We start from the raw sequence: 22,065 nt of genomic DNA, 5'->3' as shown, positions 1-22,065 counted from the left end.
TTCGGGACGGAGCCATCGTGACGGTGCGGGCGGTGGGTCAGAACAGCCGCAGCTTGTCGTCCTCAATGCCGCGCATCGCGTTGTAGTCCAGGACCACGCAGTCCATCCCGCGGTCCGTCGCCAGGACCTTGGCCTGCGGCTTGATCTCCTGGGCCGCGAAGATGCCGCGGACCGGGGCCAGGTGCGGGTCGCGGTTCAGGAGCTCCAGATAGCGGGTCAGCTGCTCGACGCCGTCGATCTCGCCGCGCCGCTTGATCTCCACGGCCACCGTCGCGCCGGAGCCATCCCGGCACAGGATGTCCACCGGCCCGATCGCCGTCATGTACTCGCGCCGGATCAGCGTGTAGCCCTCGCCCAGCGTTTCGATGCGGTCCGCGAGGAGTTCCTGGAGGTGTGCTTCCACGCCGTCCTTGATGAGCCCCGGGTCGGTGCCGAGCTCGTGGGAGGAGTCGTGCAGGACTTCCTCCATGGTGATGATGAGCTTCTCACCCGCCTTGTTGACGACGGTCCACACACCGGCGTCGTCACCGCTCCCCTCTTTGAGGGTGCACGGGGGCGACATCCAGTTGAGCGGTTTGTACGCCCGGTCGTCCGCGTGGATCGAGACACTGCCGTCGGCCTTCACGAGGATCAGACGGGGTGCCGAGGGCAGATGGGCGGTGAGCCGGCCCGCGTAATCGACGGAGCAGCGGGCAATGACGAGACGCATGGTCGGCAACGCTACTCGACCGATGGGGCTCCACGCGATTCGCCCGTGAAAGCCCCGTTCGCGGATGGCGCGTTGTATGCGCATTCTCCTGGTGCGTCACCCATGGGACGCCTACCGTGGTGAGCGGGAGGTTGCGGAGCGTGCACGCTGCGTCGCGGCCTCCTTCCCTGCCCGTAAGACTCCGGCAACCCAATCGGCCGGGGTCACGAGAGGAGAACCCATGTCGCTCGACGTCTCACCGGCCCTACTCGAACAGGCCGAGCGAGGCGAGGTCGACGAAGCCGCTTTCGTCGACTGCGTCCGGACCTCCCTGCCTTACGCATGGGAGATGATCAGCTCGCTGGTGGCCCAGTTGAAGGTCGACGGCGGACAGTTCGCCGACAACCAGACGCCGCCGCCCGACGAGCAGGCGCGCGGGCAGCTGCTGCGCGCTCTCGCGAGTGACGCGATACGCGGTGCTCTGCAGCGGCACTTCGGAGTGCGCCTGGCGTTCCAGAACTGTCACCGGGTAGCGGTGTTCCCGCTGGACCCCGCGGTGGACGACCGGCTGGCCAAGTTCACTTCGATCCGCGGTCAGCTGCTCAACCAGTCGCCCGAGCTGCGGGACTGCTAGGGGCACGACCTAGGAGCCCGGCCGGCAGATCTCAGCCGAGACGGGGCAGGACTTCGGTGCCGAGGCGCCGTACGTTCTCCTCCGTCGCGGCGAGATCGCCCGAGCCCTCCGTCAGGAGGGCGAAGCGCGTGATGCCGGTTCGCTCGGAGGTGGCCGCCAGCCGGTCCGCCGCCAGCTCAGGGGTGCCCACCGGGTGCAGATCGCACAGGAGTTCCGTGTACGCGACCGGGTCCCGCATCGCGCGCACCCGGCCGTCCACCGTCACATGCGCGTCCAGACCCTGCCTGAGCCAGCCCGGCAGCGCCTTCATCAGCGTCTCGCGCGCCTCCGCCGTACGGTCCGCCAGCTGGCAGACCCCGGCGGAGACGTGGCCCGCGCCGGCCACGTACTCCCCGGAGTGGCCCGCCTCCAGCGCCGTGGCCCGCCACAGCGCGACCATCCCGGCCTTTTCCTCGTCCCCGCAGTGCATGCCCAGCAGCATGGGCAAGCCCCGCTGCGCGGCCATCCGTACCGACGAGGGAGAGGTGCAGGCCACGATGACCTCCGGGCCCGCCCCGTCCCCGTCCAGGGCCTCCGACGGCCGCGGTACGACGGCCACCTCGCGGAAGCCGAACCGCTCGCCGGCGGCCCCCACCCGCGCCTCCGACAGCCAGCGCCGCAGCAGGTCCAGGGCTTCCGGGAAGCCGTTCTCGTACGCGTCCAGGCCGCCCCCGAAGACCTCCAGGTCGACCCACGGCCCGCCCCGGCCCACCCCGAGGGTGAACCGCCCGCCCGAGGTCAGGTGCAGCAGCGCCGCCTGCTCGCCGAGGGCCACCGGGTGCGTGCTCGGCAGCACGCTGACCGCCGTGCCCACCCGAAGGCGCCGGGTCCGGCCCAGCAGCAGGGCCGCCAGGGTCACCGCCGAGGGGCAGACGCCGTACGGGACGAAGTGGTGTTCGGCGAGCCAGACCGAGTCGAGCCCGGCCTCTTCGGCCACCTCGGCGGTCCGCACCGCACGGTGCAGTGCCTCTCCCTGTCCCTGACCCGGGAACTGGGCCGCCAGTACAAACGCTCCTACGCGCATCGCCTTTACCCTCCTCGCGGCTGACGCGGCCTCCCCAGGTGGACCGGTTCTTCCGATGGCAACAACGTCTGACACGTGCCAAAGGCACGGGCTGACAGGAAAGTTATTGGGATTGTCGGGCCATTCCTCTTCGCGGACCGCCCTTCCACTGCCACCCTGCGGGTACCCGGCCTCGCTGCGCGTAGTCTGGGAGAAAGTCACTGCCGTCCGCCCATCCGTGAGGTATACGTGTCACCGCGCCACAACCGCCCCAGGGGCGGCGAGACTCCGGACGAACGCCCCAGCACCGGCCTCGACCGCTACGGGCTGGAGCGCACGGAGGAGTACCAGGGCGAGGAGTGGAAGGTCCGGCACGTCGCGGGCGCGAGCGCGGCGGGCAAGCGCTACCGCTGCCCGGGCTGCGACCAGGAGATCCCCTCCGGGACCCCGCACCTGGTGGCCTGGCCGGAGTACGGCGGCGTGGACGACCGGCGCCACTGGCACAAGGCCTGCTGGAACGCGAAGGACCGCCGCACCTCGAAGGTGCAGCGGTCCCGTAACGCGCCCAGGTACTAGTGCGGCCGCCGCCTACACGTCCCGGCGGGTGACCGTCGCGTACGAGGCGGCCACCGCGCCGCCGGTGACCAGCAGGATGATCAGCATGTGCGAGAGGTTGCTGGGCATCGGTGCGCCACCCGCGCCCTCCTCCATGCCGAACAGCTGCATCAGCGCCACCGGCGCGTTGCGCTCGATGATCACCTTCCCGATGGGCGCGGACGCCTCCCAGATGCTGAGCATCCCGCCTATCACCGGCGGCAGCGTGACGACGCCCAGCATCACGGCGATCGCCCCGGCGGAATGCCGCACGAGCGCCCCGACGGCGAGGCCGAGCACCCCGAGCAGGGTGACGTAGAGGCAGCCCACCAGCGCGCCGAACCACTCGCTGAGCGAGTGCACGCCGGCGGCGGCGCCGTTGTGCACCAGGGCCGCGGCCATGCCGACGAGGAACACGGACATGGCGATCGTGACGAAGGCCGTGATGCTGAAGACGAGGTACTTCGCGGTCAGCACGCGGTGCCGCTCTGGGGAGGCGGTGAAGGTGGTCCGCACCAGCCCGCTGGCGTGCTCCGACGTGATCGTCAGGACGCCGAGGACCATCACCGCGATCTGCCCGACCAGCAGACCGAACAGGGCGGGCGTGGTGAAGGAGATCTCCACGTAGTCCCCGGAATTGGTCTGCACGACGAAGAGCAGCCCGATGCCCACGACGGTCAGCACGAGGGAGCCGAGCGTCCACAGGGTGGAGCGGACCGAGATCAGCTTGGTCCACTCCGAGGCCAGGGCGTGCCCCAGGTGCGGCCGCGGTGTCGGCAGCGGAGAGCTGTAGCCCTGCGGCTGCCCCTCCGCGGTCGTCGTCGCGCCGCTGGGCGTGGCGCCGGTGGGCGTGGGGCCGGTCATCGGGTGTCCTCTTGGCTGTCTGCGGTGGTGTTCCGGGCGGCCCGCGCGAGCTCGCCGGGGTCGCTCGGCATCAGGAAGGGCCGGCCGCCCGCTCCGGGCGGCGGAGGCGCGTAGAAGCCCGTCTGCGGGATTTCGGGGGTGGCCGGCTCGTCCTCCCAGGCCGGGACGGTCAGCGGCTCCGGCTCCCACAGCTCGGCCCGCGGGTCCTCGGTGGAGGTGTACTCCAGGGAGGACTGGGTCATCCGCATGTACGCCTCCTCCAGCGAGGCCCGGTGCGGTGACAGCTCCCACAGCCGTACGCCGGCCTCGTGCGCCAGGTCCGAGATGCGGGGCAGGTCCAGGCCGGTCACGCGCAGTGCTCCGTCGGGCTCCTGGAGGACCCGCGCGCCCGCCTTGGTGAGGGTCGTACCCAGCGAGTCCCGGCCATCGGGATCGGTGTCGGCCGCACGCACCCGTGCGAATCCGGCCGAGTTGTGCGTGATGAACTCCTGGGTGCCCATATCGGCCAGCAGCCGCCCCCGGCCGATCACGATCAGGTGGTCGGCGGTCAGCGCCATCTCGCTCATCAGGTGCGAGGAGACGAGGACGGTGCGGCCCTCGGAGGCGAGCCGGCGCATCAGGTTGCGGACCCAGAGGATGCCCTCGGGGTCCAGCCCGTTGACCGGCTCGTCGAACAGCAGCACCTGCGGGTCCCCGAGCAGGGCGGTGGCGATGCCGAGCCGCTGGCCCATGCCGAGCGAGAAGCCCTTCGTACGCTGCCGGGCGACGTCCTGCAGGCCGACCACGGCCAGGACCTCGTCCACCCGCCTCTCCGGGATCCCGGAGAGCTGGGCGATGGCGAGCAGGTGGGTACGGGCCCGGCGGCCGCCGTGCATGGCCTTGGCGTCGAGCAGGGCCCCGACGTGCCGCTGGGCGTTCGGCAGCTCCCGGAAGGGGCGGCCGTTGATCGTGACATGACCGGAGGTGGGCCGGTCGAGGCCGACGATCATGCGCATGGTGGTGGATTTCCCGGAGCCGTTGGGCCCCAGGAAACCGGTCACGTGACCCGGCCTGACCTGGAACGACAGCTGGTCGACGGCGGTCTTGGCGCCGAAGCGCTTGGTCAGGCCGACTGCCTCGATCATCTTGCTGCCCCTTACCAGGCCGGGACGACTTTCGCCCGCGTAAGGATTAAGAGGATATCGAGTCCCCCGCGGTTCCGTCCCGGGCCGATCCCTGAGCTACCCCTGAGACCGACCCGGGGATCACCCGTAGTACGTCGGCAGGAGGTCAGGCATCCCTCTTGCGGAGGACGACGTAGCCCCCGAGTACCGCGGCCAGCGTCCACAGGGCCATGATCCCGAAACCGCCCCACGGTCCGTACGGCGGCGCTTCGCTGCCCATCGCTCCGGGGACGACCTGCATGATCTTGGATCCGGCCTGGTCCGGGAAGTACTGGGCGACCTTCCGGGTCGCCTCGACCACGCCGAGGATGTTCGAGACCAGGAAGAAGAACGGCATCAGGATGCCGAGCGCGAGCATCGAGCTGCGCAGCATGGTGGCCACACCCATGGAGAACAGGGCGATCATCGCCATGTAGAGGCCGGCGCCGATCACCGCGCGCAGGACGTTCGGCGCGTCGATGGCGATGCTGCGGTCACCCAGGATGGCCTGTCCGAGGAAGAAGGACAGGAAGCTCGTGACCAGGCCGACGACCAGCGCGAGACCGGTCGCCACGAGGAGCTTGCCGAGGAGGAAGCTGCCGCGCCGGGGCACGGCGGCCAGCGAGGTGCGGATCATGCCCGAGCTGTACTCGGTGCCGACGACCAGGACGCCGAAGACGATCATGGCGAGCTGGCCGAGGGTCATCCCGGCGAAGCTGGTCAGGGTCGGGTCGAAGGTGGCCTGCTCCTCCGGGCGCATGTCCTCGAAGGAACTGTTCAGGAGCGCGCACAGGGCGGCGCTGATGCCGACCGTGACGATGAGGGCTGCGGCCAGGGTCCAGATGGTCGAGGCGACCGTACGGATCTTGGTCCACTCGGACTTGAGGACGGCGGGGAAGGACGACATGGTCACTCGCCGCCCTTGCGCTGCGCCTCGAAGCCGGAACCGGCGCCCCAGGCGGGCACGTCGGCCGGCCGGGCCGGGTTGTCGGCGGCCATGCCGGCCGGCCCGCCCGGTGCCCCCAGGGCACCCGGCATGCCGTGGGCGTGGTACTCGACGGAGTCCGCCGTCATGCGCATGAACGCTTCCTCCAGTGAAGCCCGTTGCGGGCTGAGTTCGTGCAGCACGATCTGGTGCTGGGCCGCCAGCTCGCCGAGCCGCTCCGGGCCCACGCCGTCGATCTCCAGCACGCCGGTGGCCGGGACGCTGATGGCGTCGATCCCCGCCTCGTGCAGGACGTCCTTGAGCCGCTCCTGCTGAGGGGAGCGCAGCCGGACGTAGCTGCGCGAGTTCTGGTGGATGAAATCAGCCATCGACAGGTCTGCCAGCAGCTTTCCCTGTCCGATGACCACCAAATGGTCTGCCGTCAGCGCCATTTCACTCATGAGATGGGAGGAGACGAAGATCGTCCTGCCCTCCGACGCCAGCCCCTTCATCAAATTCCTGATCCAGAGAATTCCCTCGGGGTCCAGACCATTGACGGGTTCGTCGAACATCAGGATTTCCGGATCACCGAGCAGCGCGGAGGCGATTCCCAGCCGCTGTCCCATGCCCAGTGAAAATCCTTTGGACTTCTTCTTCGCCACGGGCGTCAGCCCGACCAGGTCCAGGACCTCGGCGACCCGCCGCTTTGGGATCCGGTTCGACTCGGCGAGGCAGAGCAGGTTGTTGTAGGCGCTGCGTCCACCGTGCATGGACTTGGCGTCGAGCAGCGCTCCGATGTATTTCAGTGGCTCCGGCAGGTCCCGGTAGTGCTTCCCGTCGATCCGGACCGTACCGCTGGTCGGATTGTCGAGGTCGAGCATCATGCGCATGGTCGTCGACTTGCCCGCCCCGTTGGGGCCGAGGAAGCCGGTCACCACCCCCGGTCTGACCTGGAAGCTGAGGTTGTCCACGGCGGTCTTCGCGCCGAATCGTTTGGTAAGGCCCTCAAGCTCGATCATGCGGGCCACGCTAGAACGCCGAAGGGCCGTACGCCACCTCAAACAGGTGACGTACGGCCCTCGAACGGACCCGTCGGGTACTAGCGGCTCTGCTGGGCCGGAACGCCGCGGGTGACCGGCTCGTCGTCGACGATCGGGTTGGCGGCCGCGACCGCCGCACCGGTCAGCGTCGCCAGCATCTCGCGGACGTTGGTCAGCTGCGCATTGATGGAGTCGCGGCGGTTGGTGAGCGCCGCCAGCTCGCGCTCGGACTCGCTGCGGATGCGGTCCGCCTTGGCGTTGGCGTCGGCCACGATGTCCTCGGCCTGGCGCTGCGCGGTCTCCACGGTCTGGCGGGCACGGCGCTCCGCGTCGGTACGCAGCTTCTCGGCCTCCAGGCGCAGCTGCTCCGCGCGGTGCTCGATCTCCGCGAGGCGCTTCTCGGCCTTGGCCTGACGCGAGGCCAGGTCGCGCTCGGACTGCTCACGGCGCTTGGCCAGGTTGGTCTCGAAGTCCGCGGCGGCCTGGGCGGCCTTGGCGCGGGTCTCCTCGAACAGCGCGTCGGCCTCCTCGCGCTTGGAGGCCGCGTCCTTCTGGGCCTCGGCACGCAGGGTGGAGGCGTCGCCCTTGGCCTTCTCGACGATGCGGACGCCCTCGTCCTCCGCCTTCGTCTTGCGGTCGGCGGCGAACGACTCGGCGTCGTTGCGCACCTGCTGGGCGGCCGACTCGGCCAGCTCGCGGTGCTGCTCGGCCGCGCGACGGGCCTCCTCGCGCAGGTCCTTCGCCTCCTCCTCGGCCAGCCGAAGGATCTTCTCGACCCGGGCGCCGAGGCCGGCGTACGACGGCTCGGCGTCGTTCACCTGGGCCTGGGCGTTCTGCGTCTCGAGGTGCAACTCCTCGATCCGCTTTTCCAGAGAGTTGATACGTCCAAGGGCGCTGTCGCGGTCGGAGACCAGCTTGGTAATGCGGTCGTCCACCTGACCACGGTCGTAACCACGCCGCACGAGCTCGAAGCCGAAGGGGGAGGAAGTGTCGCTCATGGGGTTCCTGTCGAATGAGACCGATGAGGTGCTACGTGAGGTGTTAAGGGGAATCCTAGGCGCCCGAGCGGCGTGTCATCGAGTCAATCCACGTTTGATCTGGACAATGACACCCCTTTTGAGTGGCAAGGCGACGGATTGCTTGTCACCCGTTCGCCTGAACCTCCATCAGGAGCACACGTCCTGTGCACCGACTAGCCCTCTGACGTCTTGCCACCCGATCGGGTGGACCCCGCTGCCGCGCCGGCCTTCACGCCCCCCGCGCCCTGGCCGCCGACCACGGGCTTTCCGCCGCCCGAAGGCGCCTCGAATGATTCCAACGCCTCAAGAACGTCCTGGACACGGGAGATCTCCGCCTGAATGTCCTCGCGACGGCGCACCAGGACCTCCAGCTCGCGGCGGCCCTCCTCGACGAGCCGTTCGGCCTCCGCCTTCGCCTGGGCGAGGGCGTTCTCCGCCTCGCGGGCCAGCTCGGCCTTCTTCTGCTCGGCCTCCTTCAGGAGCGCCTCGGCCTTGCGCACCGCCGCGATGCGGACCTTGCTCGCCTCGCTGCTCGCGTCCGACACCAGCTCCTTGGCCTTCGCCTCGGCCTCGACGCTCTGCTCGGTCGCCGCCCGCACCAGCTTGTCGACCCGCTCGCCGGCCGACTTCATCTGCTCGGCCGACTCCCGGCGGGCCCGCTCGTGCAGCTCCTCGACCTCGGCCTCGACCCGGCCGCGCAGCTCCTCCGCCCGCTCCCTTATGGCCGACGCGTCCGTACGCGCCCCGACCAGCAGCTCGTTGGCGTCCGTACGGGCCTTCTCCACCAGGGAGTTGCCCTCGACGGTCGCCTCCGAGGTGATCCGCGCGGCTTCCTTGCGGGCCGCGTCCACCATCGCGTCGGCCTGCTCCTCGGCGGCCGTGGTGGATGCCAGAGCCTGCTTCTGTGCGTCGCCGGTGAGCTTGTCGGCCTCCGCCGCGGACTCCGTGATGAGCCGGTCGACCTGCTCGGCGGCCTCGGTACGGCGCTTGTTGGCCTCCTCGCGCGCCTCGTCCAGCAGCCGCTCGGACTCCGTACGGGCCTGCGCGCGCATGCGCTCCGCCTCGCCCGCGGCGTCCGCCTTGACCCGCTCGGCCTCCGACCGGGTACGGGTCGCGTGCTCCTGGGCCGAGGACAGCGCCTCCGACGCCTCCGCGCGCAGCCGCTCCGCCTCGTTCGCGGCCTCGCCGACCGTGCGCTCGGTGTCCTTGCGCGTCTGCGCGGTGAGCTTCTCGGCCTCGGCCGTGGCCTCGGTGATGAGCCGGTCCGCCTGCCCGGCGGCCTCGGTCCGCAGCCGGTTGCCCTCGGCGCGCGCCTCGTCCAGCGTCTGCTCGGCCTCCCGCTCGGCGCTCGCCAGGGTCTCGTTCGCCGCTACCGTGACGCGGTCCGCCTCCGCAGTGGCCTCGCCGATGATCCGGCCGCCCTCCGCCCGGGCGTCGTCCAGGGCCCGCGCCGCCTCGGCGCGCAGCCGCTCGGCCTCCTCGGCGGCCTCGCCGACCGTGAGCTCGTTGGCCGCACGGGTTTCGTCGACCAGCCGGTCGCCCTCGGTACGGGCGTCGACCAGAACCCTCGCGGCGTCCCGCTCGGCCGCGGCCAGGGTGTCCGCCGCCTGAGAGGTGAGCCGCTCGGCCTTCGCCGTCGCCTCGGCGACCGTCGCCTCGTTCGCCGCCCGGGTCTCCTCGGTGAGCCGGTCCGCCTCCGAAGCGGCCTCGGTGATGAGCCGGTCCGCCTGCTCGGCGGCCTCGGTCCGCAGCCGGTTCGCCTCGGCGCGCGCCTCGTCGAGCGTGCCGCCCGCCTCGGCACGGGTGGCGTCGGCCGCGGCCGACGCCTCGCTGCGGATCCGGTTTGCGTCGTCCCGGGCGTCCGCCCTGGTACGGGCCGCGTCCCGCTCCGACGCCGCCAGCGCGTCCGTGGCCTCGGTACGCACCCGCTGCGCGTACTCCGCCGTGTCGCCGCGCAGCTGCTCCGCCTCGGCGATCGCGTCGCCGACCGTCCGCTCCGCCAGCGCCTTCGCCGCGTCCGTCTCCGCACGCGCCTCGCTGCGGATCCGGTTGGCGTCCTCGGTGGCCCGCTCCCGCTCCTCGTACGCGTCGCCGCGGACCCGCTCGGCCTCTTCCCCGGCCTCGGTCCGGGTGCGCTCCGCCGCGTGCTCGGCCGCGCTGCGCAGTCCGGCGACCTCCTCCTCGGCCTGCTCGTGCAGACCCGCCACGGAGTCCCGTACCTGCTGGGCGGTGGCTTCCGCCGCCGCCACCAGCTCCGAGGCGCGCCGCTCGGCCTCCTCGGTCAGGCGGGCCGCCTCGGCCTGCGCCTCCTCGGAGCGCTTGCGGGCCGCGGCCAGCAGCTCCTCGCTCTGCTCGCGGGCCTGCGCCCGCTCGTTCTCGGCGTCGGTACGCGCCGACGCCAGGGTCTCCTCGGACTCCCGGCGACGCCGGGCGGCCTCCTCCTGCGCGGCGGCCAGCGCCTCCGCGCCCTCCTCGGCGATCCGCTCGGCCGCCGCCTTCGCCTCCGCGCGCAGCCGGTCCGCGGTCTCCTGCGCCTCGGAGCGCACCCGCTCCGCCTCGGCCTCGGCCTCGCCGCGCAGCCGCACGGCGACCTGCTCGGCCTCCGCGCGCACCCGCCCGGCGTCCTGGGCCGCGTCGGTGCGCAGCTGGTCGGCCTCGGCCTCGGACTGCGTCTGGAGGGTACGGATCCGCTCCGCCGACTCGGCGCGCAGCCGGTCGGTCTCCTCGCCGGTCTCCCGGCGGATGTTCTCCGCCGCCGTCCGGGCGTCGCGCAGGGTCTGCTCGGCCGTGCCCAGCCGGCTCTCGGCGTCGGTGTGCAGGCGTACGAGTTCCTCGTCGGCCTCCGCGCGCTTGGCGGCCAGCGCCTGCTCGGTCTCCGCACGCCGGGCGAGCGCCGCCGCGTCGGCCTCGGCCCGTACGGCCTCCGCCTGCTCCTCGGCGTCGGCGCGCAGCCGCTCCGCCTCGGCGCGGGTCCGCTCCAGGGTCTCCTCGGCCTGCCGGCGCAGGGTGGTGGCCCGCTCGACGGCCTCGGCGCGGACCCGCTCGCTCTCGGCGTTGGCCCCGCCGCGCAGCTCGTCCGCGTCCGCCTTGGCCTTGCCGAGGAGTTCCTCGGCGGTCTTGGCCGCCTCCTCGATCTGCTGGACCGCCTCGCGGCGGGCCTCGCCGCGGATCCGCTCGCCCTCGGCGACGGCCTCGGCGCGCAGCTGCTCGGCCTCGCCGCGCAGCCGCCGGGCCTCCTCCTGGAGTTCGACCGTACGGGCCCGGTACTCCTCGGTGTCGTCCTTCGCGGCGCCCTTGAGCTCGTCGGCCGTGGTCGCCGCCTGGAGGCGCAGCCGGTCGGCCTCGGCCTCCGCCTCGCGGCGGATCCGCTCGGCCTCCTCGGACGCCGCCTTCGTGGTGGCCCGGGCGTCCTCCGAGGCCTTGTTCAGTACGTCCTCGGCGGTGCGGGCCGCCTTCGCCAGCTGCGCCGCGGTGTCCTCGGCCGCGGCCGTACGGGCCTGCTCGCCGGCCTCGGTGCGCAGCCGCTCGGCCTCCGCGCGGGAGTCGGCCAGGGACTGCTCGGCCTCCGCCTTGAGGGCCTCGGCCTCCTTGGTGGCCTCGCCGACCAGCCGCGCCACCTGCTCCTTGGCGGTACGGGTGCGCTGCTCGTTGACGGACTCCGCCGAGGCGAGCTGCCGGGCGGCGCTCTCCTTGGCCTCCGCGAGCAGCTTCTCGGCCGCGGCGCGGGCCTCGCGCAGCGCGCCGTCGGCCTCCTGCACACGGGACTCGGCCACCCGGCCGAGGTCAAGGGTCTGCTGCCGGGTCTGCTCCGCCTCGGCGGAGGTGCTGGAGCGCAGCCGCTCCGCGTGCTCGGTGGCCTCCTGGGCCTGCGCCGAGGCGGCGGTCAGCAGCCGCTCGGCCTCCTTGCGGGCGCGCAGCAGGGTGGCCTCGGTCTCCGCACGGGAGGCCTCGGCTTCGGCGGCGATCCGGCGCCGGGTCTCCTCGGCGACCCGGGCGGCCTCGGCACGGGCCGCGTTCAGGGACTGCTCGGCCTCGGCGCGGGACTCCTCCATGAGCCGGCGCGCCTGGGACTCCGTACGGGCGCGCAGCTGCTCGGCCCAGGCCACGTTCTCGTTGACGTGCGCCTCGACGGTCTGGCGGCGTTCGCCCAGCTCCTGGTCCAGGCGCTGGCGCCGGTTGACGGCCTCGGCGTGCAGCTCGGCCTGGAGGCGCGCCTGGTGTTCGGCGTGCTCCTGGAGGATGCGCTGGGTCTGCGCCCGGGCGTCGCGCAGCTCGCGCTCGGCGTCGGAGCGCATCTGGTCGGCCTGGATCTGGGCATTGCGAAGCAGCTGCTCCGCCTGGTACCCCATGTCCGCGCCGTCGTAGGCGGGGCGGGACGCCAGAGATCGGCGTACCTCGTGGAGCTTGGCGCGCAGCACCTCGACCTGGTATCCCAGGTCCTCAGCGTGCTGGACGGCCTTCCCGCGCTCCTTCTTCAGCCGCTCCATCTCGGCCTCGAAGCGCGAGAGATGGTCGGCCTCGGCCTGATGGCTCTCCTGGCTTTCGTAGCCCCGCACAGCGCGGTCCCATCCGTCCCCTGGTCGCAAGCTCACAATGAGCATCGCTCGCCCGCTGAACGACGCCCCCGGGGGGAATGGTGTCAGATACCGGGGCAGGGGACACAGGCCCCGACCCCCGTCTCCGCACCGAACCCCGGCCGAGCCATGGCCACTCTACCGGCCGGGGAATCGGGACATCAGTGCTCGGGGTTGGAGGTGACGAGCTCGGTCAGGACTCCGTGGCAGTCCTTGGGGTGCAGGAAGGTGATCCGGGAGCCCATGGAGCCGATGCGGGGCTGGTCGTAGAGGACGCGGACGCCCTTGCCGCGGATGGCTTCCGAGTCGCCGTCGACGTCCTCGGTGCCGAAGGCGATGTGGTGGACGCCCTCGCCGTTCTTGGCCAGCCACTTGCCCACGGCCGAATCCTCGCGGGTCGGCTCGAGCAGCTGGAGGTAGGAGGCGCCGCCGTCGGACGTCTCGTTGATTTTGAGCATGGCCTCGCGGACGCCCTGCTCCTCGTTGACCTCGGAGTGGAAGACCTCGAAGCCGTACGTGGCACGGTAGAACTCGACGGTCTTGTCGAGGTCGAAGCAGGCGATTCCGATGTGGTCGATCCTTGTCAGCATGGGACCAGTGCACCGCCGAGAGGGGTGGTCACGCAACGTGCCAGCGATCACACCGACAGCCCGGTGACGCCGCCGGTACTGCTCAGTACATTCAGGTAAACCCTCGTTCACTCCTCATCCTCAAGGGGCTGTGCCTCATGTCCGGAACGAACAACACCACCTCAGTGATCGTCGCCGGGGCCCGCACGCCCATGGGGCGGCTGCTCGGCTCGCTGAAGTCCTTCTCGGGTGCCGACCTCGGCGGCTTCGCCATCAAGTCCGCCCTGGACCGGGCCGGCATCGCCGGTGACCAGGTGCAGTACGTGATCATGGGGCAGGTGCTCCAGGCCGGTGCGGGCCAGATTCCGGCCCGTCAGGCCGCGGTCAAGGGCGGCATTCCGATGAACGTCCCCGCCCTGACGATCAACAAGGTGTGCCTCTCTGGACTGGACGCGATCGCGCTGGCCGACCAGCTGATCCGCGCCGGTGAGTTCGACATCGTGGTCGCCGGCGGCCAGGAGTCCATGACCAACGCCCCGCACCTGCTGCCGAAGTCTCGAGAGGGCTTCAAGTACGGCGCGATCGAAATGCTGGACGCGATGGCCTACGACGGCCTCACCGACGCCTTCGAGAACATCGCGATGGGCGAGTCGACCGAGAAGCACAACACCCGCCTGGGCATCGAGCGCGCCCCGCAGGACGAGTTCGCCGCCGGCTCGCACCAGCGTGCCGCGGCCGCGCAGAAGAACGGCGTCTTCGAGGCCGAGATCACCCCGGTCGAGATCCCGCAGCGCAAGGGCGAGCCGGTCGTCTTCTCCCAGGACGAGGGCATCCGCCCGGAGACCACGGTGGAGTCCCTCGGCAAGCTGCGCCCGGCCTTCGCGAAGGACGGCACGATCACCGCCGGCACCTCCTCGCAGATCAGCGACGGCGCGGCCGCCGTGGTCGTGATGAGCAAGGCCAAGGCCGAGGAGCTGGGCCTGGAGTGGATCGCCGAGATCGGCGCCCACGGCAACGTGGCCGGCCCGGACAACTCGCTGCAGTCGCAGCCCTCGAACGCGATCCTGCACGCCCTGAAGAAGGAGGGCCTGGAGGTCGCCGACCTGGACCTCATCGAGATCAACGAGGCCTTCGCGGCGGTCGCCGTGCAGTCAATGAAGGACCTCGGCGTGACCCCGGAAAAGGTGAACGTCAACGGTGGCGCCATCGCCCTGGGCCACCCGATCGGCATGTCCGGCGCCCGCGTCGTGCTGCACCTGGCACTGGAGCTGAAGCGCCGCGGCGGCGGGGTCGGCGCGGCCGCGCTGTGCGGCGGCGGCGGCCAGGGCGACGCCCTGATCATCCGCGTGGCCAAGGCGTAGCCGGGTACAGCACCCGCCCGTACCCGTACGAGAACCGAGGAGCGCAGCACGTATGACGGCGGTGGACGTCCCCCAGCTGGTGGCCCAGGCACGTGAGGGCAGGCCGAGAGCGGTGGCCCGGCTGATCTCGCTGGTGGAGGGGGCGTCCCCGCAGTTGCGCGAGGTGATGGCGGCGCTGGCCCCGCTGACGGGCAACGCGTACGTGGTGGGGCTGACGGGCTCGCCGGGTGTCGGCAAGTCGACCTCGACCTCGGCGCTCGTTTCGGCGTACCGCAAGGCCGGGAAGCGGGTCGGCGTCCTCGCCGTCGACCCGTCCTCGCCGTTCTCCGGCGGCGCGCTGCTCGGCGACCGGGTGCGGATGTCGGACCACGCCTCCGACCCCGGGGTCTACATCCGGTCCATGGCCACCCGCGGCCACCTGGGCGGTCTCGCCTGGGCCGCCCCGCAGGCGATCCGGGTGCTGGACGCGGCCGGCTGCGAGGTGATCCTGGTCGAGACGGTCGGGGTCGGGCAGTCGGAGGTGGAGATCGCCGCTCAGGCGGACACCTCGGTGGTGCTGCTGGCGCCCGGGATGGGGGACGGGATCCAGGCCGCGAAGGCGGGGATCCTGGAGATCGGCGACGTGTACGTGGTGAACAAGGCCGACCGGGACGGCGCGGACGCCACCGCCCGGGAGCTGAACCACATGCTGGGCCTGGGGGAGTCCCGGGGGCCGGAGGACTGGCGCCCGCCGATCATCAAGACCGTCGCCGCACGGGCCCAGGGCATCGACGAACTCGTCGAGGCGCTGGAGAAGCACCGGGCGTGGATGGGCGAACGGGGGATCCTGGCGGAGCGGCGCACGGCGCGCGCGGCGCGCGAGGTGGAGACGATCGCGGTGACCTCCCTGCGCGCCCGGATGGCCGATCTGCACGGGGACTCCCGGCTGGACGCGCTGGCGGCCCGGGTGGCCGTGGGCGAGCTGGATCCGTACGCGGCCGCCGACGTCCTGCTGGGCAGTCTGACCGAACTCTGATGCGGGACCGGCGCGGCGCCCCTAGACTGGCGAACGCCCGGATTACCCCGATTCAGGGAGTGGCTCATGGCCAAGCGCGGCAACAAGAAGCGAGCACGCAAGAAGAAGAAGGCGAACCACGGCAAGCGTCCCAACGCCTGACCGCACCGTCTGAGCAGTACGAAAGCAGCCGCGCCCCCGGCAGGGGAGCGCGGCTGCTTTCGTCCGCGGGTCAGCCGTTGCCGCCGTCCGAGTCGCTGTCCGAGTCTCCGTCCGAGTCGGACTGCGCGGTGGCCTTGCCGGTCGTGGGGTCCACGGAGGCGTCCCACGTCTTGCCGTCGGCGCCCCTCACCTCGACATGCCAGTACGGGGCCTTGCCGTTGTCGTCTGCATCCCACTCGACCGTCCAGACCTGCCCGGGATGGGCGGCGACGGCGGCCTTGCCGGCCTGCCCCGCGGTGACCTTGGCGGCGAGCAGTTCCTTGTGCTCGCTGCTGTCCTCGCCGGTGTCCACGTTCTGTCGGGTGACCGCGCCGGTCGCGGCGTCGACCTCCAGCTCGGCGTGACCCTTGCCGTCCTTGGTGATCACGTCCACGTGCCAGACGTTGCCGTCCCGGTCGAGGGACTCGACCACTCCGGGGTAGTTCTTCAGGGCCGCGGCGATCGCGGCCTCCGCGGTGACGTCGCCCCGGGCGGCGGTGGCCGCCGGGACGGTTCTCGCCGTGTCGGCGGATGCCGCTGCCGCGGCCGCCACCGGGCCTCCCGCCATCAGGACCACGGACGCGGCCGCGGAGACGTACAGGTTGCGCTTCATGGCTGACCTCCTCAGGCCGGCCATCACCTCTGACGGTTGCCCGGCGGGCGGCCGGCAGCGAGCGTTCCCACCCATTGTCAGGCCGATCGCCGAGCAGGGCGCGGTGGCCTCAGGTCTTGCCGCGGGTGCCGCGCAGGTGGTCCGCCACCGGGTTCAGCGACTCGCGCAGCGCAGCCAGGGCCTCCGGCGGCAGCAGGTCGATGAAGTGCCGGCGGACGGACGCCACGTGGTGCGGTGCGACCTTGCGCATCGTCTCCATGCCCTCGTCCGTGAGCACCGCGAACAGGCCGCGGCGGTCGGACTCGCAGTTCACGCGGCGGACCAGGCCCGCCGCCTCCATGCGCGTGATCTGGTGGGACAGCCGGCTCTTGGACTGCAGCGTGGAGGTCGCGAGATCGCTCATCCGCATCCGGTGCTCGGGCGACTCCGAGAGGTTCACGAGGATCTCGTAGTCGTTGTTGGTGAGTCCGAAAGGCTGGAGATCCTTTTCCAGCTGGTGCATCAGCAGTCTGCTGACGTCCAGATGGGTGCGCCAGGCGCACTGCTCGGCGTCGGTCAGCCACCGGGTGGCCGTCTCGGTCTCCATGGTCTCCATGAATGAACTCTACCTAAGAAGTTGAATTACGTACAAAAGTTGGTCGTGCGTCTGGGGGATCACAGTCCGAAGCGGCGCTGGAGATCACCCAGCTGCCCAGGCATCCGCGGTACGCCCAGCTGCCCGAGCGGGCCCTGGCCGGCCCCCGGAACGCCCTGCGCGTTGCCCGTGGCCGCACCGGCGCCGACCGTGCCGACCGCCTGCTCCGCCATCAGCATCTCCGAGGACTGCAGCAGAACGGTTCCCGCTCCGACGAACTCGAACTGGTGCTCCTCGCCCGAGGTGCCGCCGAGGCCGGTCAGCGAGCGCAGCCCGCCCATCACGCCCGACATGTAGCCATGATCGTAGTGGTGGCACGGCGAGGGGCAGTCCGCCCAGCCCACCAGCGCCTGCGGGTCCACGCGCAGCGGCGGCTCCATGAACACCACCGGCCCGTTGGACGCCGCCACGAACTTTCCGGTACCGATCAGCGTCAGGAAGCCCGGGACGATCGACTGCTTGAGGGCGAGCGAGGGCTGGTACGCGAGCAGGTTGCCTGACCGGATCGTCAGGTTCCCGTTCTCCAGGTCGTACGAGTTCACGTCGAAGGCCCGGTCGGCCAGCAGCATCTTGCCCTGGCCCTCGGCCACCACCCAGTCGCTGGCGTGCAGCGGCGAGTGGAAGCTGGTGCGCAGCAGCCGGTCGAAGCGGCCGTTGCCGATGCCGTTGAACTCGATGCTCCCGTAGTACGAGATCATCTTGCCCTTCTGCAGGAACCACTGGCTCCCCTTGAGCTCCACGCAGAAGGTGTACGCGTTCACGTTGTCGTCGGAGGGCAGGGTGTACGGGTCGTAGACCGTTGGACCGCCGGCGCCGCCGGGTCCGGCCGTCACGGGGCCAAAGTTCACAGCTTCTCCTCCGAGGCCTGTACGTACACCGCGCCCTGGCCGGACAGCTCCAGCTGGAACGCCTCACCCGAGCCGCGCCCCACCATGTCCCGCCAGCCGAGCGCGGTGGAGAGCTTGTTGCGTACGTCGCCGTGGTGGGCGACGTACGCCTGCGGGTCCACGTGGACCGGCCGCTGGGGGGTGATGGGGAGTTCGATGACCCCGCCGTGGGCCATCACGGCGACCGCGCCGTGGCCCTTGAGCGTCGTGGTGAACAGGCCCTGGCCGGTCACCTGGCCGCGGACCATGCCCATGACCCCGCCCTGCGAGCCCATGAACATCGTGCCCTGCTGGAGGGTTCCGTCGAAGGCCAGCAGCCGGTCGGCCTCGACGTACAGCGTCTCCCCGGTCAGGCTGATCACCTGGATGTGGTGGCCGCCGTGGCCGAACATCACGGTGCCGCTGCCCTCGACCGTCATCAGCGGGGTCTGCTCGTTGGCCACCCGGCGCCCGATCATGCCCATCACCCCGCCCTGACCACCGGTCAGACTCGGGGTGAAGGAGACCTCGCCGCGGTACGCGAGCATCGCGCCGCGCTGGCTGTACATCTTCTGCCCGGGGATCACCTGGGCCTCGACCATCTTCGAGTTGATCTCGCGGAACGGCATCAGATGTCGCCCCCGATGGTGTTGCGCTCGCTGGGCTGCACGTACACCAGGCCCTCGCCCTCGAAGCGGATCTGGAAGGACTCGCCGGAGCCCTCGCCGATCAGCGTGCGGAAGTTCACCCCGGACTGGAAGGACTGCCGGAGGTCGCCGGTGTGCGCGATGTACGCCCCCGGGTCGACGGAGAGCGGGTACTGGGCGCTGACGCGCAGCACCACCGCCGGGCCGTCGGACATGATCGCCGCCTGGCCCGAGCCCTCGACGGTCGTGGTGAACAGGCCGTTGCCCGTCGTCGCGCCGCGCAGACCGGTGAAGGTCGTGCCGGTGCGCAGCCCCGCGTCGGTGCACAGCAGGTTGCTGGACTCGACGTAGAGCTTCTCACCGCGCAGGCTGACCAGATTGATCTCGCTCGCGCGGTCGGCGAAGAAGCAGGTGCCGTGCCCCTGCACTTCCATCACGGTCATCTGCTCGCCGGTCAGACGGCGCGTCACCATCCCGCGGATGCCTTCGCCGCCGCCGGTCATCTTCTTGAAGGCCATCTGGCCGTCGTACGCGACCATGGAGCCGTTTTTCGCTTTCACGGCATCCCCGGTCAGGTCGACGGCGAGCACCTTGCTGCCTTGGAGTCGGAACTGAGCCACGGGATGACGTTATCGGCAGCGGGCGGACGCGAACAGGGTCTCGTGGCCGATATGCGCCACACCCGGGCGGTTTCGGGCGCGATCCGGGCGCGATCCCGGCGCGCGGGGGCGCCTTGGCCGTCCTCGGCAGCCCGCGGCCGCGCGCGGATTCCGGCGGACAGGGGCCCGGGTCAAGATCCCGCAAAGCGGCTGAGACACTGGAACGGCCCCCGGCCTCCCACCCCGAAGGTTCCCCCGTGGACATCAAGACCGCTTCCGCCCTGCACCGGCTGCGCCTCATCTCCGTCCCGGAGGCGCTGTCGTTCCCGGCTCTGCTGATCTTCGGCTCGCTGTTGAGCCGGATCTCGGACATCGACTACCTGATGATGCCGCTCGGCATCCTGCACGGGATCCTGTTCGTCATCTACGCGGTCTTCCTGCTGGATGTCTGGAACAAGGCGAAGTGGCCCGTCAAGAGGGTCGCGCTGTTCTTCGTGCTGGCGCTGCTGCCCTTCGGCGGCCTGTACGGCGACCGGCTGCTCAAGCGGGACGAGGCCGACAGCGTGATCGCGGCCCGTGCCCGGCAGGCGGCCGACGCGTGATCGTCGCGTTCTCGGTGACCCCGCTGGGGGTCGGTGAAGAGGTCGGGGAGTACGTCGCCGACGCGGTCCGCGTGGTCCGCGAGTCGGGGCTGCCCAACCGCACGGACGCCATGTTCACCACCGTGGAAGGTGAGTGGGACGAGGTCATGGACGTGGTCCGGCGTGCGGTGGCCGCCGTGGAGGAGCGGGCGCCGCGGGTCTCCTTCATCCTGAAGGCCGACATCCGACCCGGGGTCTCCGACGGAATGACCTCGAAGGTCGAAACGGTGGAACGCCACCTCGCCGGGGGCTGAGGCCCCGCCGCCGGTCACTCCCTGGCCCGGCGCGCCAGTCCCAGCGCGTAGTCCGGCCACCACGTGCCCGCCCGCGGGCCGCCGCGGCACGGGCCGTCGGACTCGCCGGGCCGCTTGATCCAGAGGTACGCGTCGACGAGCGGGTCGTCCGTCCTGTCGGTCGGCGGTGTGCCCAGCGCCCGGCCGGGCGGATTGCACCAGGCCTTCCCGCGGTCGCCGGGCAGCGGGCCCTCGCCGTTGCGGCCGGTGTCCACGACGAAGTGCTTGCCGCCGGCGGCCTCGGAGATCTCGGCGCCGTACGCCCGGGTGGCGGCCGCGGGCTGGAAGTTGGAGACGTTGAGCGCGAAGCCGTCGGCGCGCGCGAGGCCGGCCTTGGAGAGCGGCTCGACGAGGTCCAGCGGGTTCGGGATCCAGGCCGGGTTGCCGGCGTCCAGGTAGACCTTGGTGCCGGGGTTGCGCTTGAGCCGGCCGACGGCCTCGGAGAGCAGCCGGTAGCGCTCGGCGTGGTGCTCCGGCCGGGTGCAGCCGTCGACGACGTGCGCGATCGCGTCCGGCTCCAGGATGACGACGGCCTTGGTGTTCGCGATGCTGTCGGCGAAGGCGCCGATCCAGCGGCGGTAGTCCGTGGCGTTCTTGGCGCCGCCGGCCGAGCGCGGGCCGCAGTCGCGGTACGGGAGGTTGTGCGCGGCGAGCACCAGGGTCCGCCCGGTGGCTCTGGCCCCGGCCCCGGCCCGGCGGATCTCGGGCCCCGGATCGCCGCCCGGCCCCCACAGGGCCATCGGCCGGTCCGCGATCCTGCGCAGCACCTGGGCGTCGCTGTTGCGGCCCGCCGCCTCCCAGGCGGCGACCTGCCGGGCGGCATCGGTCTGCGGGTCCACCCAGTACGGGGACTCGCCGGTTCCGGTATCGGCCCCGGCGCCGGAGGGGGCGGCGGCCCCAGGCCCCGGTTCGGGGGCGGGTCCGGGTCCGCCGGAGCACGCGGCGGCCGCCGCGAGGCACAGCAGGAGGCCGAGGACGGTGACGGGACGGCGTCGGGGCACGGCGGCGGGCATCCGGCTTCCTCGGGACGAAGGGTCGGGCAGCGGACCGGGTTCGTGACATAACGGTCAGTTGCCGCCCTCTTACGACACCGTGGGGTTGCCCGTGGTCAAGGCGATCGCCAGCGGGGTGCGTTCGTAGAGGACCTGGTGGCCGTGGCGGCCCGAGACGAGCAGGCCCGCCGCGCGCAGGACCCCCAGGTGCGCCGAGACCGTCGACGGGGCGAGGCCGAGCCGGTGGGCCAGCGCGGTGGTGGAGGCGGGTTCGTCCAGCGCGCACAGCACCTCGGCCCGGGCCCGGCCCAGCAGGTGGGCCAGCGCCTGCGGGGCCGGGCCCGCCGAAGCCGTCCACAGGGCGCCGATGCCCCGCGCCGGATAGACGAGCGTCGGCTGCCAGGGAGGGTCGTAGCCGCCGACCACGTCCGGCCAGCCGAACGCGCTCGGCATCAGCAGCAGTCCCTGCCCGTCCAGCACCCGGTCGTGGTGGCCGGGCCGGGTGATGGTCAGGGTGTCCGTGTCCCCGTGCCACCGCAGGTCCGGGTGGAGACCGTCGAACAAGGCCTCCAGACCGCCGGCCGCCAGCCGCCGCGAGTGGAACAGGATGTCCGCCTCCAGCAGCCCGCGCAGCCGCGGCCAGTGCGGGGCGACCAGGGCCTCCCAGGCGCGCTCGGTGAGATCGGCCAACTCCCGCACCGCCCGCGCCGGATCCGCGAGCATCCGCTGCCCGATGTCGCTCTCCAGCGCGCCGGGGGTGCAGACCAGCGAGAGCCGCAGATCCTCGCGCGCCGCCTCCGGGTCGGCGGCCCGCACCCGCGCCAGCTCCTCCTCGAGGGTGACGGACGGGCCCAGCGGCGGCGGGCTGAGAAAGTCCGGATTGTGCCCCGCGCGCGGCATCAGCAGCCACAGCGGCCGCAGGTCCAGCCCTTCGGCCGCCGCCCGTACCTGCCGGAGCCACGGCAAGTGGTAGGTGTGCCGGTAGGGGCGGAGCAGGGAGCGGACCGCCTCCTGCGTCTCCCAGCGCGGGGAGATCGCGAACCGGCAGCGCAGCAGGTCGCCGGGGCCGAAACGGAAGTGGAACCCCACGGCGCCCCCGCCTCCCCGTCCTTGTCCCTGTCCTCACCCGCGTC

Annotated in this window: 23 protein-coding genes; 7 read left to right on the top strand and 16 right to left on the bottom strand. The window is 71.7% G+C overall.

Annotated features, from left to right (window positions below; translation table 11 throughout):
* Nucleotides 1-37 precede the first annotated feature (37 nt).
* Nucleotides 38-709, bottom strand: coding sequence for an endonuclease NucS (gene nucS / locus JIW86_RS14740; protein ID WP_215140260.1), 672 nt, complete (start codon nt 707-709; stop codon nt 38-40).
* A gap of 220 nt (nt 710-929) precedes the next feature.
* On the opposite strand from nucS, the gene JIW86_RS14735 reads away from it, so the two are divergent.
* The gene (locus tag JIW86_RS14735) at nt 930-1,322 is read left to right on the top strand and encodes an SCO5389 family protein (RefSeq protein ID WP_257554130.1); all 393 of its coding nucleotides are present in this window, start codon (nt 930-932) and stop codon (nt 1,320-1,322) included.
* Nucleotides 1,323-1,353: 31 nt separating this feature from the next.
* Here JIW86_RS14735 and JIW86_RS14730 read toward each other — a convergent pair whose 3' ends face one another.
* On the bottom strand, nt 1,354-2,385 hold the full coding sequence (locus JIW86_RS14730) for an LLM class flavin-dependent oxidoreductase (RefSeq protein WP_257554128.1): 1,032 nt from the start codon (nt 2,383-2,385) through the stop codon (nt 1,354-1,356).
* A gap of 228 nt (nt 2,386-2,613) precedes the next feature.
* Between JIW86_RS14730 and JIW86_RS14725 the strand changes: the two genes are divergently transcribed.
* Nucleotides 2,614-2,940, top strand: coding sequence for an ATP/GTP-binding protein (locus JIW86_RS14725; RefSeq protein ID WP_150517804.1), 327 nt, complete (start codon nt 2,614-2,616; stop codon nt 2,938-2,940).
* A 12-nt stretch (nt 2,941-2,952) separates the two neighbouring features.
* On the opposite strand, the gene JIW86_RS14720 is transcribed toward JIW86_RS14725, so the two are convergent.
* The 7 genes from JIW86_RS14720 to mce form a co-directional block, all read right to left on the bottom strand.
* Nucleotides 2,953-3,822, bottom strand: a complete 870-nt coding sequence (locus JIW86_RS14720) for an ABC transporter permease (protein ID WP_257554126.1) — start codon at nt 3,820-3,822, stop codon at nt 2,953-2,955.
* Nucleotides 3,819-4,946, bottom strand: a complete 1,128-nt coding sequence (locus tag JIW86_RS14715) for an ABC transporter ATP-binding protein (RefSeq protein WP_215140256.1) — start codon at nt 4,944-4,946, stop codon at nt 3,819-3,821. Before JIW86_RS14715 ends, JIW86_RS14720 begins: the two co-directional genes overlap by 4 nt.
* Before the next feature lie 145 nt (nt 4,947-5,091).
* Nucleotides 5,092-5,871 (bottom strand): ABC transporter permease subunit, encoded by a 780-nt coding sequence (locus tag JIW86_RS14710; protein ID WP_215140255.1) that lies wholly within the window; start codon nt 5,869-5,871, stop codon nt 5,092-5,094.
* Between the two features lie 2 nt (nt 5,872-5,873).
* Nucleotides 5,874-6,908 carry an ABC transporter ATP-binding protein gene (locus JIW86_RS14705; protein WP_215140254.1) on the bottom strand — a complete coding sequence of 345 codons (1,035 nt, stop codon included), beginning with the start codon at nt 6,906-6,908 and terminating at the stop codon, nt 5,874-5,876.
* A gap of 80 nt (nt 6,909-6,988) precedes the next feature.
* The gene (locus JIW86_RS14700; protein ID WP_069921983.1) at nt 6,989-7,927 is read right to left on the bottom strand and encodes a cellulose-binding protein; all 939 of its coding nucleotides are present in this window, start codon (nt 7,925-7,927) and stop codon (nt 6,989-6,991) included.
* A gap of 194 nt (nt 7,928-8,121) precedes the next feature.
* Nucleotides 8,122-12,504 (bottom strand): polarized growth protein Scy, encoded by a 4,383-nt coding sequence (scy, locus tag JIW86_RS14695; RefSeq protein ID WP_257554122.1) that lies wholly within the window; start codon nt 12,502-12,504, stop codon nt 8,122-8,124.
* Nucleotides 12,505-12,683: 179 nt separating this feature from the next.
* Nucleotides 12,684-13,112, bottom strand: coding sequence for a methylmalonyl-CoA epimerase (mce, locus tag JIW86_RS14690; RefSeq protein ID WP_215140252.1), 429 nt, complete (start codon nt 13,110-13,112; stop codon nt 12,684-12,686).
* A 137-nt stretch (nt 13,113-13,249) separates the two neighbouring features.
* Between mce and JIW86_RS14685 the strand changes: the two genes are divergently transcribed.
* The 3 genes from JIW86_RS14685 (at nt 13,250) to JIW86_RS42180 (ending at nt 15,608) form a co-directional block, all read left to right on the top strand.
* Nucleotides 13,250-14,452: an acetyl-CoA C-acetyltransferase gene (locus JIW86_RS14685; protein WP_215140251.1), complete on the top strand. Its 1,203-nt coding sequence runs from the start codon at nt 13,250-13,252 to the stop codon at nt 14,450-14,452.
* Nucleotides 14,453-14,504: 52 nt separating this feature from the next.
* Complete coding sequence (gene meaB, locus JIW86_RS14680; protein ID WP_257554120.1) at nt 14,505-15,467, top strand: methylmalonyl Co-A mutase-associated GTPase MeaB; 963 nt, start codon at nt 14,505-14,507, stop codon at nt 15,465-15,467.
* Nucleotides 15,468-15,533: 66 nt separating this feature from the next.
* Nucleotides 15,534-15,608, top strand: a complete 75-nt coding sequence (locus JIW86_RS42180) for a 50S ribosomal protein bL37 (protein ID WP_099895366.1) — start codon at nt 15,534-15,536, stop codon at nt 15,606-15,608.
* A gap of 70 nt (nt 15,609-15,678) precedes the next feature.
* Here the strand turns inward: JIW86_RS42180 and JIW86_RS14675 are convergent, their stop codons facing one another.
* From JIW86_RS14675 to JIW86_RS14655, 5 genes are all read right to left on the bottom strand, one after another.
* Nucleotides 15,679-16,260 (bottom strand): PepSY domain-containing protein, encoded by a 582-nt coding sequence (locus JIW86_RS14675; protein ID WP_257554109.1) that lies wholly within the window; start codon nt 16,258-16,260, stop codon nt 15,679-15,681.
* 109 nt (nt 16,261-16,369) lie between these two features.
* Entirely contained in the window at nt 16,370-16,846 is a 477-nt protein-coding gene (locus tag JIW86_RS14670; protein WP_257559325.1) for a MarR family winged helix-turn-helix transcriptional regulator, read from the bottom strand.
* Nucleotides 16,847-16,914: 68 nt separating this feature from the next.
* Entirely contained in the window at nt 16,915-17,742 is an 828-nt protein-coding gene (locus JIW86_RS14665; RefSeq protein ID WP_257554107.1) for an AIM24 family protein, read from the bottom strand.
* Nucleotides 17,739-18,389: an AIM24 family protein gene (locus JIW86_RS14660; RefSeq protein WP_215140247.1), complete on the bottom strand. Its 651-nt coding sequence runs from the start codon at nt 18,387-18,389 to the stop codon at nt 17,739-17,741. Before JIW86_RS14660 ends, JIW86_RS14665 begins: the two co-directional genes overlap by 4 nt.
* Nucleotides 18,389-19,027, bottom strand: coding sequence for an AIM24 family protein (locus JIW86_RS14655; RefSeq protein WP_215140246.1), 639 nt, complete (start codon nt 19,025-19,027; stop codon nt 18,389-18,391). The genes JIW86_RS14660 and JIW86_RS14655 overlap by 1 nt, the downstream gene beginning before the upstream one ends.
* A gap of 236 nt (nt 19,028-19,263) precedes the next feature.
* Here JIW86_RS14655 and JIW86_RS14650 point away from each other — a divergent pair, with 236 nt between their 5' ends.
* Together JIW86_RS14650 and JIW86_RS14645 are read left to right on the top strand one after the other, a co-directional pair.
* Nucleotides 19,264-19,608 (top strand): DUF3817 domain-containing protein, encoded by a 345-nt coding sequence (locus tag JIW86_RS14650; RefSeq protein WP_257554103.1) that lies wholly within the window; start codon nt 19,264-19,266, stop codon nt 19,606-19,608.
* The gene (locus JIW86_RS14645; protein ID WP_257554101.1) at nt 19,605-19,901 is read left to right on the top strand and encodes an MTH1187 family thiamine-binding protein; all 297 of its coding nucleotides are present in this window, start codon (nt 19,605-19,607) and stop codon (nt 19,899-19,901) included. Before JIW86_RS14650 ends, JIW86_RS14645 begins: the two co-directional genes overlap by 4 nt.
* A gap of 14 nt (nt 19,902-19,915) precedes the next feature.
* Here JIW86_RS14645 and JIW86_RS14640 read toward each other — a convergent pair whose 3' ends face one another.
* Both JIW86_RS14640 and JIW86_RS14635 read right to left on the bottom strand, forming a co-directional pair.
* Nucleotides 19,916-20,953: a glycoside hydrolase family 6 protein gene (locus JIW86_RS14640; RefSeq protein WP_257554100.1), complete on the bottom strand. Its 1,038-nt coding sequence runs from the start codon at nt 20,951-20,953 to the stop codon at nt 19,916-19,918.
* A 69-nt stretch (nt 20,954-21,022) separates the two neighbouring features.
* A complete protein-coding gene (locus JIW86_RS14635; protein ID WP_257554099.1) occupies nt 21,023-22,021 on the bottom strand; it encodes an ArsR/SmtB family transcription factor in 999 nt (332 codons plus the stop codon).
* Between the last annotated feature and the right edge of the window lie 44 nt (nt 22,022-22,065).

The sequence above is a fragment of the Streptomyces sp. NBC_00162 genome (genome assembly GCF_024611995.1).
Classification (GTDB): domain Bacteria; phylum Actinomycetota; class Actinomycetes; order Streptomycetales; family Streptomycetaceae; genus Streptomyces.
Note: the sequence above shows the minus strand (reverse complement) of the source record. Positions and strands in the feature narration are given on the sequence as shown.

Coding starts and splice junctions, on each gene's coding strand:
- nucS (WP_215140260.1), bottom strand. CDS start 709: ATGCGTCTCGTCATTGCCCGCTGCTCCGTCGATTACGCGGGCCGGCTC.
- JIW86_RS14735 (WP_257554130.1), top strand. CDS start 930: ATGTCGCTCGACGTCTCACCGGCCCTACTCGAACAGGCCGAGCGAGGC.
- JIW86_RS14730 (WP_257554128.1), bottom strand. CDS start 2,385: ATGCGCGTAGGAGCGTTTGTACTGGCGGCCCAGTTCCCGGGTCAGGGA.
- JIW86_RS14720 (WP_257554126.1), bottom strand. CDS start 3,822: ATGACCGGCCCCACGCCCACCGGCGCCACGCCCAGCGGCGCGACGACG.
- JIW86_RS14715 (WP_215140256.1), bottom strand. CDS start 4,946: ATGATCGAGGCAGTCGGCCTGACCAAGCGCTTCGGCGCCAAGACCGCC.
- JIW86_RS14710 (WP_215140255.1), bottom strand. CDS start 5,871: ATGTCGTCCTTCCCCGCCGTCCTCAAGTCCGAGTGGACCAAGATCCGT.
- JIW86_RS14705 (WP_215140254.1), bottom strand. CDS start 6,908: ATGATCGAGCTTGAGGGCCTTACCAAACGATTCGGCGCGAAGACCGCC.
- JIW86_RS14700 (WP_069921983.1), bottom strand. CDS start 7,927: ATGAGCGACACTTCCTCCCCCTTCGGCTTCGAGCTCGTGCGGCGTGGT.
- mce (WP_215140252.1), bottom strand. CDS start 13,112: ATGCTGACAAGGATCGACCACATCGGAATCGCCTGCTTCGACCTCGAC.
- JIW86_RS14685 (WP_215140251.1), top strand. CDS start 13,250: ATGTCCGGAACGAACAACACCACCTCAGTGATCGTCGCCGGGGCCCGC.
- meaB (WP_257554120.1), top strand. CDS start 14,505: ATGACGGCGGTGGACGTCCCCCAGCTGGTGGCCCAGGCACGTGAGGGC.
- JIW86_RS14675 (WP_257554109.1), bottom strand. CDS start 16,260: ATGAAGCGCAACCTGTACGTCTCCGCGGCCGCGTCCGTGGTCCTGATG.
- JIW86_RS14670 (WP_257559325.1), bottom strand. CDS start 16,846: ATGGAGACCGAGACGGCCACCCGGTGGCTGACCGACGCCGAGCAGTGC.
- JIW86_RS14660 (WP_215140247.1), bottom strand. CDS start 18,389: ATGCCGTTCCGCGAGATCAACTCGAAGATGGTCGAGGCCCAGGTGATC.
- JIW86_RS14640 (WP_257554100.1), bottom strand. CDS start 20,953: ATGCCCGCCGCCGTGCCCCGACGCCGTCCCGTCACCGTCCTCGGCCTC.